Source organism: Vannielia sp. ABF1_015, assembly GCF_056160745.1.
In genome coordinates this window covers 1,577,123-1,590,034 of the sequence record NZ_JBSWXT010000001.1, presented here as the reverse complement: position 1 = coordinate 1,590,034, position 12,912 = coordinate 1,577,123, and the positions used below count along the sequence as shown (strand labels likewise).

12 protein-coding genes are annotated in these 12,912 nt (G+C 61.8%); 8 read left to right on the top strand and 4 right to left on the bottom strand.

Features of this window, described 5'->3' with window-relative positions; genetic code table 11:
* The first annotated feature begins 221 nt into the window (after positions 1-221).
* The 3 genes from ACXAG6_RS07965 to ACXAG6_RS07955 are packed head-to-tail and all read left to right on the top strand — an operon-like array spanning position 222 to position 2,262.
* Positions 222-860 carry a tetratricopeptide repeat protein gene (locus tag ACXAG6_RS07965; protein WP_475336809.1) on the top strand — a complete coding sequence of 213 codons (639 nt, stop codon included), beginning with the start codon at positions 222-224 and terminating at the stop codon, positions 858-860.
* 31 nt (positions 861-891) lie between these two features.
* Positions 892-1,749, top strand: coding sequence for a tetratricopeptide repeat protein (locus ACXAG6_RS07960; protein ID WP_140013405.1), 858 nt, complete (start codon positions 892-894; stop codon positions 1,747-1,749).
* Between the two features lie 15 nt (positions 1,750-1,764).
* Positions 1,765-2,262 carry a prepilin peptidase gene (locus tag ACXAG6_RS07955; protein ID WP_475336806.1) on the top strand — a complete coding sequence of 166 codons (498 nt, stop codon included), beginning with the start codon at positions 1,765-1,767 and terminating at the stop codon, positions 2,260-2,262.
* Positions 2,263-2,268: 6 nt separating this feature from the next.
* On the opposite strand, the gene ACXAG6_RS07950 is transcribed toward ACXAG6_RS07955, so the two are convergent.
* Positions 2,269-3,888: a hypothetical protein gene (locus ACXAG6_RS07950; protein WP_475336803.1), complete on the bottom strand. Its 1,620-nt coding sequence runs from the start codon at positions 3,886-3,888 to the stop codon at positions 2,269-2,271.
* A 139-nt stretch (positions 3,889-4,027) separates the two neighbouring features.
* Between ACXAG6_RS07950 and ACXAG6_RS07945 the strand changes: the two genes are divergently transcribed.
* Positions 4,028-5,338: an ATPase gene (locus ACXAG6_RS07945; RefSeq protein WP_140013402.1), complete on the top strand. Its 1,311-nt coding sequence runs from the start codon at positions 4,028-4,030 to the stop codon at positions 5,336-5,338.
* A gap of 57 nt (positions 5,339-5,395) precedes the next feature.
* Here ACXAG6_RS07945 and ACXAG6_RS07940 read toward each other — a convergent pair whose 3' ends face one another.
* Together ACXAG6_RS07940 and ACXAG6_RS07935 are read right to left on the bottom strand one after the other, a co-directional pair.
* Positions 5,396-6,298, bottom strand: a complete 903-nt coding sequence (locus ACXAG6_RS07940) for a hypothetical protein (RefSeq protein ID WP_475336800.1) — start codon at positions 6,296-6,298, stop codon at positions 5,396-5,398.
* A gap of 71 nt (positions 6,299-6,369) precedes the next feature.
* Positions 6,370-7,857, bottom strand: a complete 1,488-nt coding sequence (locus ACXAG6_RS07935) for an MDR family MFS transporter (protein WP_475337936.1) — start codon at positions 7,855-7,857, stop codon at positions 6,370-6,372.
* Positions 7,858-7,988: 131 nt separating this feature from the next.
* On the opposite strand from ACXAG6_RS07935, the gene ACXAG6_RS07930 reads away from it, so the two are divergent.
* Genes ACXAG6_RS07930 through ACXAG6_RS07915 form a run of 4 tightly spaced genes read left to right on the top strand, consistent with a single transcriptional unit; the run spans position 7,989 to position 11,982 of the window.
* A complete protein-coding gene (locus ACXAG6_RS07930) occupies positions 7,989-8,600 on the top strand; it encodes a MarR family winged helix-turn-helix transcriptional regulator (RefSeq protein ID WP_475336798.1) in 612 nt (203 codons plus the stop codon).
* 6 nt (positions 8,601-8,606) lie between these two features.
* Positions 8,607-11,006: a ligase-associated DNA damage response DEXH box helicase gene (locus tag ACXAG6_RS07925; RefSeq protein WP_475336795.1), complete on the top strand. Its 2,400-nt coding sequence runs from the start codon at positions 8,607-8,609 to the stop codon at positions 11,004-11,006.
* 39 nt (positions 11,007-11,045) lie between these two features.
* Positions 11,046-11,702 carry a ligase-associated DNA damage response endonuclease PdeM gene (pdeM, locus tag ACXAG6_RS07920; protein ID WP_475336793.1) on the top strand — a complete coding sequence of 219 codons (657 nt, stop codon included), beginning with the start codon at positions 11,046-11,048 and terminating at the stop codon, positions 11,700-11,702.
* A gap of 55 nt (positions 11,703-11,757) precedes the next feature.
* Positions 11,758-11,982, top strand: coding sequence for a hypothetical protein (locus tag ACXAG6_RS07915; RefSeq protein ID WP_475336791.1), 225 nt, complete (start codon positions 11,758-11,760; stop codon positions 11,980-11,982).
* On the opposite strand, the gene folD is transcribed toward ACXAG6_RS07915, so the two are convergent.
* Entirely contained in the window at positions 11,971-12,870 is a 900-nt protein-coding gene (folD, locus tag ACXAG6_RS07910; protein WP_475336788.1) for a bifunctional methylenetetrahydrofolate dehydrogenase/methenyltetrahydrofolate cyclohydrolase FolD, read from the bottom strand. The two genes, ACXAG6_RS07915 and folD, sit on opposite strands and share 12 nt — an antisense overlap.
* Positions 12,871-12,912: the final 42 nt, after the last annotated feature.

Genomic DNA, 12,912 nt, shown 5'->3' with positions numbered 1-12,912 from the left:
GTTCATTGCAATTCATCGGATGGATATGCCCCCGCCCCACCGCCCCACCCCATTAACCACCCCACTATGTCAAACGACATGTGCATCACTTGTGCATAGCTTGTGCATCACTTGTGCTGAGGTGCTCTGTTACCCCCCGTGCGCCCCTTGCCCCACCGGGCGCCCCTGTCACCTTTTTGCCCCTTTTGCCGCCTGACGGCCGGAAGAAGTGGGGATGGTGGTTGCCAGATACCTCTGCCCTGCGCATTCTCGCCTGCAACGAGAACATGCAGGCGAGCAGTCACCTGTCACACATGGCACATCTCCCCAAGGCCCTCGCGGCCCTTCTCCTGCTCGCGCTGGCGGCCTGCGGGTCCGACAAGCTTTCCGGTTTGAATCAAGGCACTAAGGCCCCCGTCAGCCGCAGCTTCGAAGATCCCGACGGCCTTATCGTCGGCCATCGTCTGATGAATGCCGGCGAGTATGAGCTGGCGCTCTCCGCCTATTATCGCGCCGGGGCCGAACAGGGGTTGACCGTTGATGTATTGAGCGCACTTGGCAGTGCAAATCTCAAGCTCGGCCGTCTGGGCCAGGCCGAGGATTTGCTGCGCCGCGCCGTCAAGAAGGATGAGAAATTTCCCCCTGCTTGGAATAACTTAGGCGTTATTCTGATGGAACAGGGGAACTACGGAGAGGCCGCAAGGGTGTTCAAAATCGCCTTCGCGCTCGACAGTGGCAATTCCGCCGAGATCAAGAAAAACCTGAACCTCGCTATGGATCGCATAAAGATCCCCGGCTATGGTCCTGAAGAAGAACAAGAATACAATTTCGACTTGGTGCGCAGAGGCAGTGGGCAATACCTTCTCCTCGGCACACCGTGAGGCAGCAAGAGCAGTAAAAGGACGCAGCAAAATGCGCCAGAAAATCGCTATTTCCCTAGCACTTACCAGTGCCCTGGCCCTCTCGGCCTGCCAAAAATCGGCCGATGGAGAAGTCTCCCGAGCCATGGCCTCGGTAAACGCCGTAGACGAAAACGGCCTCTCCGACATCATGCTAACAGTCGCCGACCCCAACGAAGCCGTCAGCTATTTCAAGCGCGCCAGCAAGGAAAATCCCAAGCGGATCGACCTGTTACGCGGTCTAGCGATGAGCCTCGTCCGCGCCAAGAAGAGCACCGAAGCCGTCGCAGCATGGCGCCGGGTCATCAAACATGAAGACAGCACGCTCGACGATAAGGTCGATTTCGCCGACGCCCTTCTGCGCAACGGTGACTGGAAAGAAGCCGAGACCGAGCTCGACAGCATCCCCCCCACCCACGAGACCTACAAGCGTTACCGCCTTGAGGCCATGGTTGCTGACAGCAACAAGGAGTGGAAGAAGGCCGATAGCTTTTATGAAACAGCCGTGGGCCTTACGACAAAGCCCTCCGGTGTGCTCAACAACTGGGGCTATTCCAAGCTCTCCCGGGGCGATTACAAAGGCGCCGAGAAGCTCTTTGTTGAAGCGATCCAGTATGATCCCGAGCTCTTCACCGCCAAAAACAACCTCGTCCTCGCGCGCGGTGCCCAGCGCAACTACCGGCTGCCGCTGGTTCAGATGACGCAGGTCGAACGCGCTCAACTTCTGCACACCGCAGCGTTGGCCGCTGTGAAGCAGGGCGATGTGCAAACTGGCAAGGGCCTGCTGCAGGAAGCAATCGACGCCCACCCACAGCACTTCGAAGAGGCCGTGCGCGCTCTCAGGGCGCTGGAAAACAACGTCACCAACTGAGCGCGGGGCCAATAGATGCTCGCCCCCGCCTACCCTAGCCTGTGGTTCTTCTGGCTGACCGCGCCGATCTGCTTTTTCGTCGCGTGGTCAGACATGGCGCGTATGAAGATCCCCAACAAGGCGGTTATCCTCACCTTGCTGGTCTTCGCCGTGGCGGGGCTCATCCTGCTACCCTTCGGCGACTATGCATGGCGATGGCTTCATATCGTGGTGGTGCTCGCGATTGGCTTCGTGATGAACATGGTCGGCATGCTCGGCGCAGGGGACGCCAAGTTTGCCGCAGCCATGGCCCCCTTCATCGCGCTCGGCGATCTGTTCAACGTGATGATGCTCTTCGCTGCCATCATGCTTGCCGCCTTCGTCACGCACCGCCTCGCCCGCGCCATCCCACCCATTCGCAACCTTGTGCCAGAGTGGGAAAGCTGGAAGCGGAAGGACTTTCCTATGGGTCTTGCCCTAGGCGGAACGCTTGCGGCCTATCTGGCGATGGCGGCGAAATACGGCGCTCAGTAGCGCCGCTTAGCTCCTTCTGAACAGGATGTAGAGCGGCGTGCGATCCACCTCCTCAAGCGTTACTCCCCGCTCTTCGATCCGCTCCAGCACCAGCTTGCGCACTGGCGGCAGAACCGGGCAAATGGGCACCAGAATGTAATCGGCACCGTCGAAGCCCGGGAGCCCGCCGTAGTACCAGGGTGCTCCGTTTTCCAGCCGCTCGAACTCTCCAAAAAGCCAGATCGAAGAGAAAAGATCGGCGAAGAAGATCCGCTCTCCCCGATGACCACTGTCTTCGAGGCTCCGCGCGATTGAGTCGAACCAAGCCGGCACGCCGATCATGATCTCGCATTGGGCCAGCAGCTCGCCGTTAAGCAGTTGTGGCTCTTCCTGTTCGGGCCGCTCCGGCCAATCTGCGGTGCCGTCGCCCGGCAGGTCCATCGGCACGCGCTTGGCGGCGCTATAGACCCTGATCTTAGCGGCTTTGAGATCGCCATGCAGCGTGGCGCGCGGCAGCAACTGAGCGTGGTCTTCAGCCTTTTGGCCAAGGTGGCGAAGCGGGCTATAGGCGAGGTTTATCGCCGAAGGGACTATCATCGCGAAGGCGGCCGCAGCTGTGAGGCCGACGGCATTATGCATGTCCCAGCCTAGGCCATTGCTTACGTCGTGCGGGGGCCGGGCCGCGAAGAGAAGGATGCCGAGCAGCAGAAGCCACTGCGGGTCGTTCCCGTAATTCTGGAAGGTGACGTAGAAAAAGCCCGGCGTAAGCAGCAAGAGCAACATGCCCTCCGCCGACTTGCCGCCCTGCCGCAAAAGGATAACGGCCGCCAGCAACACCAGCGAGCCGCCAAGATAGGCGGGCGCGGCGACCACGGCGACAAAGGGCTCGCCCGGGTTGGAGCGCACTTCCGAGACGGAAACGCGCAGCAGATCCCGAATATAGGCCAGCCAGAAATCCAACCCGGCAAAAGCCGTGACAACGGCAGCCACCGTCAGCCCGGTGATAAACGCTACGAGCAGGGCCCGATGCTGCTTGTGCACCAGAAGCCCAATACCGACCGGGAGCACAAAGGCAGCGAAATAGGTGACCTTGCAAAGCGCCATGAACGACAGGGCCACGCCCACCACCAGCCCGTCGGCAATCTGGTTGCGACGCTCAGGGACCGGAGGCAGCATGGCGATCAGGATGGCGAGGAAGGCTGCCGCCCAAGCCCAGCGGTTGTAATGCATCGAGATCGACACGGAGCGCTGCGCCTCGCCATGCACCAGCGCAGTGGCCAGAACGATCAGAACGGCCCCGAACAGGTAGGGCCAGTAGCCCCCAAGCCGCGAAAGCCCGGCCCGCCACGCCAGCGGCACGAGGCACAACCCAACCAGCGCCTGCGCGTAAAGGATTGCATGGCCAACCCCGGCCCCCAGCTTCACGAAAAGTGCGATGGGAGCGAAAGCCATGAAGCCGATGGGTGTCATGAAATCGAGATGCGGCCACTCGCCTTCGGACATGCGAAAGACAATCTCAAGCAGGTGCAGCGTGTCACCTTCATGCTTGCCCACCAGCAGCTCACCACGCCACACGGCAATTCCGGCCTGAATCACCAGAACGGCCAGCAGAAACGCGAACAACCTTCCCGAGTTTGTCTTTTTCATCACTGCTCTTGTCCATTTTTTGGCCACATTAGCGAGGCACAGTCTTGTTCACCACGGGTATTGTCCACGCTTTGGGCGGTTATCGGGCGAGACTCGGGGAAATAATGAGACGCGCGCCAAAAATGAGCAGGTGATCCGGATGAACATGGAAGTGGCCAATGTAATTGCGCCCCCCGCCCCCAAGCGGTTGGAAGACATGCAGTTGCCCCTGGTGATGATGCGCGACATCGTGCTGAAAACCATTTTCCGAAAGAACGTTGAGACCGTGGCCGAGATTGCCCCCGCAATCTGCCTGCCAATCCCGGTAACGCAGGAGCTGGTTGATCTGGCCCGCACGCAAAAGCTGGTGGAGGCCACCGGCTCGATGATGGCCGGCGGTACGGGCGAAATGGGCTATCAGCTCACCGATGCTGGCAAGGCGCGGGCATTGGATGCGCTGGCGCAGTCGGAATACTACGGCGCAATGCCGGTGCCGCTCGAGGTGTATCAAGAGCAGGTGAAGCGCCAGTCGATCCGCAACATTCAGATCACCCGTCAGCAGCTCACCGACGCGATGGGCCACCTGATCCTGCCAAACGAGTTGCTAGACCATCTCGGCCCAGCGGTTTCCGCAGGCCGTTCGATCCTGATGTATGGCCCGCCCGGCAACGGTAAATCCTCGATCTCCAACGGGATTCGCGACGCCATGGGTGACAAGATTTTTGTGCCCCGCGCCATCGAATACGCCGGCCAGGTGATCACTGTGTATGACCCGATTGTGCATAACGCAGTTGAAGAAGAGGGCGATGATCCAAACTCCCTGCGCCGCACATCAGGGAGGTTCGATACCCGCTATGTCCGCTGCGAGCGGCCCACCGTGATCACCGGCGGTGAACTTTCGCTCTCCATGCTGGACCTCGTCTACAACCCCACCGCCCGCACTTATCAGGCGCCGCTTCAGCTGAAGTCGTCGGGCGGCATCTTCATCGTGGACGACCTTGGCCGTCAGGCCGAGCCGCCGCAGGCGCTGGTCAACCGCTGGATCGTTCCGCTGGAAGAAAGCAAGGATATCCTCGCGCTGCAATCAGGCGAGAAGTTTGAGGTGCCTTTCGACACGCTTGTGATCTTCTCGACCAACTTCCACCCCAATGAGATCTTCGATAAGGCGGCCCTGCGCCGGATCTTCTTCAAGATCAAAATCGACGGGCCGGAGCAGGAGGATTACCTCAAGATCTTCGCCATGGTCGCCAAGAAGCGCGGCATGCCGCTGGATCAGGATGCGCTCATTCACCTGCTCAAGGTGAAGTATCCGGAGATCGACAATGTTTACGCCAACTATCAGCCGATCTTCCTGATCGACCAGATGATCGCCATCTGCGAGTTTGAGGGCATCCCCTACCAGATGAGCCCTGAGTTGATCGACCGGGCTTGGGCGAACATGTTCGTCAAGGAAGAAAAAATCGTGCACTGAGGCGGACGTGTCAGCCACAAATCAGAAACGCGGGCCTTTGGGTCCGCGTTTTGCGTTTTACTCGGCGACAGCCTCCACCGCCGCGCCCAGCTCCCGCGCCACTTGCCGGGGAGAGGCCCGGTGCGCCACGTCACGCATCCGCTCCAGCCCCTCTGCCCAGACCGGTCCGCCAAACTCATCACGTGCCTTCTTGAGCACGTCCTGCACGGCCTCCGGGGAGTCGTTGGCAACAAAGTAGGGATAATCGGCACCAAGGTAGCTGACTGCATCATCCACATCCGGTTGCAGGATGATGTTCGACTGGCAGGCCGCGGCGGTGAAACCCTTGGTGAAGGGCTTGCAAATGCCCTCCGGCGTGTCATCGGCGCGCACAGCGTAGTGCAGGTTGAACTCTGGCAGCCGCGCCAGCACCGCTTCGAACTGCTCCGAGGTTTCGGCCTGAAGCACTTCGGCCTCCACGCCGTCGGGCATCGCCGTGTTCTCGGGCCGGCCGAGATACATCATCCTGAGGCGGTCGAGCGGCGCAAACTCCAGCTTTTGCAGGCGCACGTCCCAATGGTGGGTGACGTAGGCAACCCGAATGCCCGGCATCTTCTCGACCAGCTCAACCACCTGCTTGCGCGATGAGCCGATGTGCAGGTCGATCGCCGCCATATGGCGGGAGCGCGGGGCCTTGTCGATCCAGTCTGCGGCGATGGCGACACCCTTCGATTTGAGATGCTCGATCACCTCGTGATCGACATGCTGGATCATCGCTTTGCAGAGGATCACCACGCCCTCGGTGATGTCACGCACCGCCCCGATCTGCTCTCCTGTATCTCTCTGGGGCATTGAGCGGGCGGTGACGTCGAAGTCCTTTAAGTGGCGTTGGCCGATCTTTGCGAGTTGCATCGCCCGCATCGTTACTGAGCCGCGCTTTGCGTGGCCCTTGGCATAAAGGATCGTCACTGGAAGTGGCATTTTAACGCTCAACTGCTGCCTCGCTCGCCCCCGTGATGGGGGATTAGGGCAGATCAGGCAACCGTTAACCGTCAGGCCTTGGCCGGGCCCTGCTCGAGCGGCAGTTCTCGCAATGCGAGCGAGACGAGGCAGGCGATCACCGCCACACCCGCCGCCGTCCAGAAGATCGGATGCAGGGCCATAGAGAAGCCGTGCGTCACCTCCCGCTGCGCTTCCGGTGGGAGGGCCGCCAATGTGGCTGCGCTGATGGAGCTGAGGCTGGCATCGTCCGGCAGAGCTCCGCCAAGGTTACTCGCCAGCCCATTGCCAAAAAGCGCGCCGAACGCCGCAGTGCCGATAGAGCCCCCAATGAGCCTAAACATATTGGCAGAGGCGGTGCCGACGCCAAGCATGTGCCGCGGCACGGCGTTTTGAATCGCCGCAACCCCGATGGAGAACACCGGCCCAAGGCCTAGACCAACGCAGACCATGGACACAGCCACCAACCACAGCGGCGAACCCTCCGATAGAGTGGAAAGCGACAGCATCGCGGCCGCGAGGAGCCCGGTAGAGAGCGTGGGCATGATCTTATAGCGCCCCGTGCGCCCCATGATCTGCCCAGCCGCCGTAGAGGACGCGATGAGCCCGGCCATCATTGGCGTCAGGAACAGGCCAGAAACGGCGGGAGAAACGCCCTGCACCACCTGAAGGTAAAGCGGGATGAAGGTGATTGTGCCAAACATCGCCACCCCCACCATGAAACCAACCGCGTTCACCACCAAAAATGTATTGTTGCGGAAGAGCCCCAGAGGGAGGATGGGCTCTTCCGCACGCCGCTCGGCGATGACGAACCCGGCAGCAGCCGCCACGCCCAAAGCCACAAGGCCGAGGAACGCAGGGCTGCCCCAGGGGAGGACCGTCCCGCCGAGGTTGGAACCGAGCACTGCCACCGAAAGGACGGTGGCCAAAAGCCCGGCGCCTGCAAAGTCGAGTTTCGCCCTGCTCTCTCGCACCGGTGTTTCGAGTGCAAAGCCAAGAACGACAAAAGCCAGCAGGCCGACGGGGAAGTTCACGAAGAAAATCCAATGCCAGCTGAGTGCTTCAACGAGAAAGCCGCCAATGAGCGGGCCGATCACCGTGGAAACACCGAAAACTGCGCCAAGCAGCCCCTGCGCCTTGCCACGCTCGCGCGGCGGCAAAACATCGGCAACAACGGCCATCGACACCACGATCAGCCCGCCGCCGCCCAGCCCTTGCACGGCGCGCCCGGCAATCAGCATTTCCATCGACTGGGCAAAACCACAGATCGCGGCACCGAGGACAAAAACGAGGATACCGCCCTGGATCACGATCTTGCGGCCAAAGAGATCACCCAGTTTGCCACTGATCGGTGCGCCGATCGTGGACGCCAGCAAAAACGCGGTAATGATCCAGGTGATATGGTCCACCCCGCCAAGCTCTGCCACCATGGTGGGCATCGCTGTTGTCACGATGGTTTGGCCCAGTGAGGCAAAGAGCAAAGTGGCCGCGACAGCCACAAGAACCAGCCCAATGCGACTCTTGTGCTCTTCGTTGCTCACAAATGTCTTTTCGTCTGCCGGTCGCACATGTATTTCCTCTCCATTCAAGCCAAAGGGCTTGGGAAAATTGCATAGCGCATATATGTGTCGTCAACATACATGTGTCAACAGCACGAAGCAGGAGGGCCGCCTTGGGCGACAGAGACACCGAAGTGGTGCGCAAGTTGGAGCAAGTCGGGGTTGATGAATCCCTGGCCCGAAGCGCACTTGACCTGGATGCAGTGTTACAGCGCTGGCGCCGCAGAGTGTTCAAGCGCGAGCTGGGCATCCGGGCGGTGCAGGAGCTTGGGCTGAAGGTTGAACTGGCAGAGCTGGATGCGCTCATTGCCGTGTGGCGGCCTTCGAATGAGTTTGGCGACGAAGTGTCGGGCGAAACCACCGTTGGCAGCGTGGCCAACCGCCTTGGAATAGACCCCTCTCGTGCCTCCCGCCTGACAACAGAGCTCATACGCAAGGGGCTTATCCGGCGCGGTGTAAGCCAAGAAGATGCCCGGCGGGCCATTCTAGAAGTCACTCCAGATGGTGGCCGCATCGTTAAGGCCGTTCGGGCCTTCAAATTCTATACCCTCGGGAACTTCTTGAAGAGCTGGACCGAAGAAGAGGTGCGCACCTTCGTGCCCCTGCTCGAAAGGTTTTCCAGCTGGTCAGATGCGCCGGAAGATCCGAGCGGGCGTATTGCCGCAGAAATAGCCGACCTGCGAGAGAGCCTCGCCGACCTCGCTGAAGCGCCGGAGGGCAGCTAAAGCCGCATGGCCGCTCTTCCACCGCGTTTCGCCAGCTGGTTTGAAAGCCATGGCTGGCAGCCGCACCCCCACCAGTTGGAGATGCTCGCACGCGCTGAAGAACCGGCTTCTTTGCTTATCGCCCCCACAGGGGGCGGCAAAACCCTCGCCGGGTTTCTGCCCTCCTTGGTTGAGCTGGCCGATGGCGCTCACGAGGGGCTGCACACCCTATATATCTCGCCGCTCAAGGCGCTGGCCGCCGACATTCGCCGCAACCTGCGCCGTCCGGTGGAGGAGATGGGCCTGCCCGTCCGCATTGAGGACCGCACCGGTGATACCTCCGCCTCAGCGCGCAAACGCCAACGCGCCGACCCTCCGCATATTTTGCTGACAACACCCGAGTCGCTGGCGCTGCTGATCTCTTACGAGGATGCTCCCCGCATCTTTGCTGGCCTCACCCGCGTTGTGGTCGATGAAATCCACGCACTGGCAGAAAGCAAACGTGGCGATCAGTTGATGCTCGCGCTATCGCGGCTTCAGGCCCTCGCGCCCGGCCTGCGCCGCGTTGGCCTTTCCGCCACGGTAGAAGACCCGCCCGCGCTTGCTCACCAACTCGCCCGTCATCCGGATCCCTGCCCCGTGATCCTCGCCGATCCGGGCCCCCTCCCCGACATTGCCATGCTCAACACTGCCGCCCCACCGCCCTGGGCCGGAGGCGGCGCGGCCCATGCCCTACCAGAAGTGCTGGAGGAGGTGCGCAAGCACCGCACCACCCTGATCTTCCACAACACCCGCGCTCAGGCCGAGATCTTCTTTCACAACCTCTGGCTCGCCAATGAAGAAGGCCTGCCCATCGCCATCCATCACGGCAGCCTCGCCCGCGAGCAGCGCCAGAAGGTTGAGGCGGCGATGGTGGCTGGGGAGTTACGCGCGATTGTGTGCACAGGCACGCTCGATCTGGGGATCGACTGGGGCGATGTCGACCTGATCATCCAGATCGGCGGCCCCAAGAACATCAAGCGGCTCGTTCAGCGCATCGGCCGGGCCAATCACCGCTACAACGCGCCGTCAAAGGCGCGGCTTGTGCCTGCCAACCGCTTCGAAGTGCTCGAATGTCGCGCCGCTTTGGAGGCCGTTGCCGCCCATGACCTCGATGGCGAGCCGCGCGGCCCCGGCCCGCGCGATGTGCTCTGCCAGCACATCCTCATCCGCGCCTGCGCCGGTCCGTTCGACGAAACCGAGCTTTTCGGCGAGGTGAAGTCGGTGGGAGCCTACAGCAATCTCAGCCGGGCCGCGTTTGATGACTGTCTGGAATTTTGCGCAACAGGTGGCTACGCGCTAAAAGCCTATGATCGTTGGCAGAAACTGATGCAACGCGATGGCCGCTGGACGCTACGCGACCCCCGCGCGGCGCAGCGTGTCCGGATGAACATCGGCACGATCCAAGACACTGAGCTGTTGAAAGTGCGCCTGCGCGGGCGCGGCGGCAAACCGCTGGGCGAAATCGAGGAAGGCTTTGCCGCGACCCTCACCGAGGGAGACACCTTTTTGATCGGTGGCGAGATCGTTCGCTATGAAGGGCTCAAGGAGATGACCGTCCAGGTCTCCCGCTCGGGCAACAAGACGCCGAAGATCGCCGTGTTCGGCGGCACCAAATTTTCGGCCTCGACCCGGCTGACCGAGCGCATTCTGGAGCTGATCCACGGCGATTGGTCTGCCCTGCCTCACCACGTACAAGAGTGGCTGGCGCTCCAACGCGACGCGTCGCAGTTACCCCGCGGCGACAGGCTGCTTATCGAGAGCTTTCCGCACGACAGCCGCGCTCACACATGCCTCTATGGATTCGCCGGGCGCAACGCGCAGCAGACATTGGGGCTGCTGGTAACGCGCCGGATGGAAGAACTGGGGCTTGATCCGCTTGGCTTTGTGGCGACGGACTACGCAACGCTCATCTGGGGCCTTGAACCGGTGGAAGACCCGGACCCGCTGCTCGCTCCGCAGGTGTTGCGCGATGCATTGGAGGGGTGGCTGGCAAAGAACGCCGTGATGAAACGCACCTTCCGTGCCTCTGCCACCATCGCCGGTCTGATCGAGCGCAACCTGCCGCAAAACCGCAAGTCGGGACGGCAGGCTACCTTCTCCTCCGATATCCTCTATGACACTCTGTTGAAGTATGACCCTGACCACCTGCTTATGCGGATCACACGCGAAGAGGCGATGAAGGGCCTTGTAGATTTCGGACGTGTCGAAGAGATGCTCGCCCGTGTTGCCGGGCGGATCGACCATATGCAGCTGGATCGCGTCACCCCCATGGCCGCTCCCCTTTTGCTCGAAGTGGGCAAGGTGCCTGTTGCGGGTAAGGGGCGCGAGCGGTTGGCGGAGGAAGAGGCCGAAGCGCTCATGGCCAAGGTCGGGCTCAAGGGCTAGGGCTTGCACAAATCCAACATTCCAGCCTAAGAACGGACCATGAACGCCCACAGTTTCACCCTCGCCGGTTGCAGACTTGACGCGCGGCCATCCGGGGCGCTCTGGCTGCCGGATGCGCGACTGCTGTGCGTCTCCGACCTGCATCTTGGTAAGTCCGAGCGCATGGCACGTCGCGGCGGGGCGCTGCTGCCGCCCTATGAAACTGAAGAAACCTTAACGAGGCTGGAAGCGGAACTGGCCGCGCTGATGCCGCGCAGCGTGGTGTGCCTTGGAGACAGCTTCGACGATCTCGGAGCCGCGCTCGCGCTGCCAGAGGACATGCAGCTCAGGCTTCAGGCGATGCAGGCCGGGCGGCGCTGGATTTGGATCGAGGGCAACCATGACCCGGGGCCGCTGGAGCTGGGCGGCGAGCACAAGGCAGAACTGGCAGAGGAAGGGCTTGTGTTTCGCCACATCGCAAGCCGTCGCCCCGAAGCAGGCGAGGTCTCGGGCCACTACCACCCCAAGCACCGGCTGCCCCGCTCAGGCACTTCCCGGCCCGCCTTTGTCTATGATCAGCGCCGCCTGATATTGCCCGCCTTCGGGGCCTACACCGGCGGTTTGCGCTGCAGTACTCCGGTTTTGCGAGGCCTTTTCAGCGCCCGCGCCATCGCCGTGCTCACCGGCCCACGGGCGTGGGCAGTGCCCTTGGAGTGATTGTCGCCGCGAACGCGCTACTATCCATGATGAAAACCCATTCAAGGAGGACCACATGGACCCGACCACCGAAGGACGCCTGATCGCGCAACGCCAAGTTATCGCCATGCTCATTGCAGGGCGCAGTCAGGATGAAATCCTGCACTGGCTCGAAGAGGCAATGCGCGACGGTCAGGAAGATCCGGGCGCCGTTACTGAAGAGGCCTTTGCCATCGAAGGCGCGCTGGCGGACGAACGCAAGGCACTCGCCCGGGAAGTTCGGCTGCGGTCAGGCGGTTAGGCCCTCGGGCTCGGGCAGCCCATTTGCGCGGCAGCACGCCGTCACGGTATTGGCCAGCAGGCAGGCGATCGTCATCGGCCCCACGCCGCCCGGCACCGGGGTTATGGCCGTAGCCCGCTCGGATGCCGCCGCAAAATCGACATCGCCGATCAGGCGGGTCTTGCCCGGTTTGTCGGGATGCGGAATGCGCGTGATACCAACGTCGATCACCGTGGCGCCCTGCTTCACCCAATCGCCCTTCACCATTTCGGCGCGCCCGACGGCGGCGATAAGCACATCGGCGCGGCGACAGACCTCTGCCAGATCCTTAGTGCGCGAATGTGCAATCGTGACCGTACAATTGTCGCGCAGCAGAAGCTGCCCCATCGGCTTTCCAAACAGGTTGGAGCGCCCGATCACCACGGCATCAAGCCCGGTCAGATCACCCAGCTGATCGCGCAGCAACATCAGGCAGCCCAGCGGCGTGCAGCTTACCAAAGCCCCTCCGCCGGTGGCCAATAGCCCGGCATTGGCAACGCTCAGCCCGTCGACGTCCTTGGCCGGGGCGATCCGGGCCACGGTGCGGCGCTCATCGAGGTGGTCGGGCACGGGGAACTGGCAGAGGATGCCATGCACCGCTGGGTCAGCATTGAGCTTGTCGATCAGAGCAAACAGCTCCTCCTCGGGGGTGTCCGCAGGCAGTTTGTGCTCGAAGGAGGCCATGCCAACCTCAACCGCCTGCCGGTTCTTGGCCTTCACATAAACTTCGCTCGCCGGATCCTCGCCCACCAAAACCACCGCAAGCCCAGGCGTGATGCCGTGGTCTGACTGAAGCCGGGCCACGTGGCTGGCCACCTTCTCCCGAACCGTTGCCGCGAAGGCTTTTCCGTCGATGATCTTTGCGCTCATGTGGCTCTCCATCTGGGTGCGTATTTGGCGATCGGCGACCGT

Bases quoted from the DNA above. Each gene is read 5' to 3' on its own strand.
- ACXAG6_RS07915 (WP_475336791.1), top strand. From the start codon at position 11,758: ATGGACCCGACCACCGAAGGACGCCTGATCGCGCAACGCCAAGTTATC.
- ACXAG6_RS07925 (WP_475336795.1), top strand. From the start codon at position 8,607: ATGGCCGCTCTTCCACCGCGTTTCGCCAGCTGGTTTGAAAGCCATGGC.
- ACXAG6_RS07950 (WP_475336803.1), bottom strand. From the start codon at position 3,888: ATGAAAAAGACAAACTCGGGAAGGTTGTTCGCGTTTCTGCTGGCCGTT.
- ACXAG6_RS07940 (WP_475336800.1), bottom strand. From the start codon at position 6,298: ATGCCACTTCCAGTGACGATCCTTTATGCCAAGGGCCACGCAAAGCGC.
- folD (WP_475336788.1), bottom strand. From the start codon at position 12,870: ATGAGCGCAAAGATCATCGACGGAAAAGCCTTCGCGGCAACGGTTCGG.
- ACXAG6_RS07960 (WP_140013405.1), top strand. From the start codon at position 892: ATGCGCCAGAAAATCGCTATTTCCCTAGCACTTACCAGTGCCCTGGCC.
- ACXAG6_RS07955 (WP_475336806.1), top strand. From the start codon at position 1,765: ATGCTCGCCCCCGCCTACCCTAGCCTGTGGTTCTTCTGGCTGACCGCG.
- pdeM (WP_475336793.1), top strand. From the start codon at position 11,046: ATGAACGCCCACAGTTTCACCCTCGCCGGTTGCAGACTTGACGCGCGG.
- ACXAG6_RS07945 (WP_140013402.1), top strand. From the start codon at position 4,028: ATGAACATGGAAGTGGCCAATGTAATTGCGCCCCCCGCCCCCAAGCGG.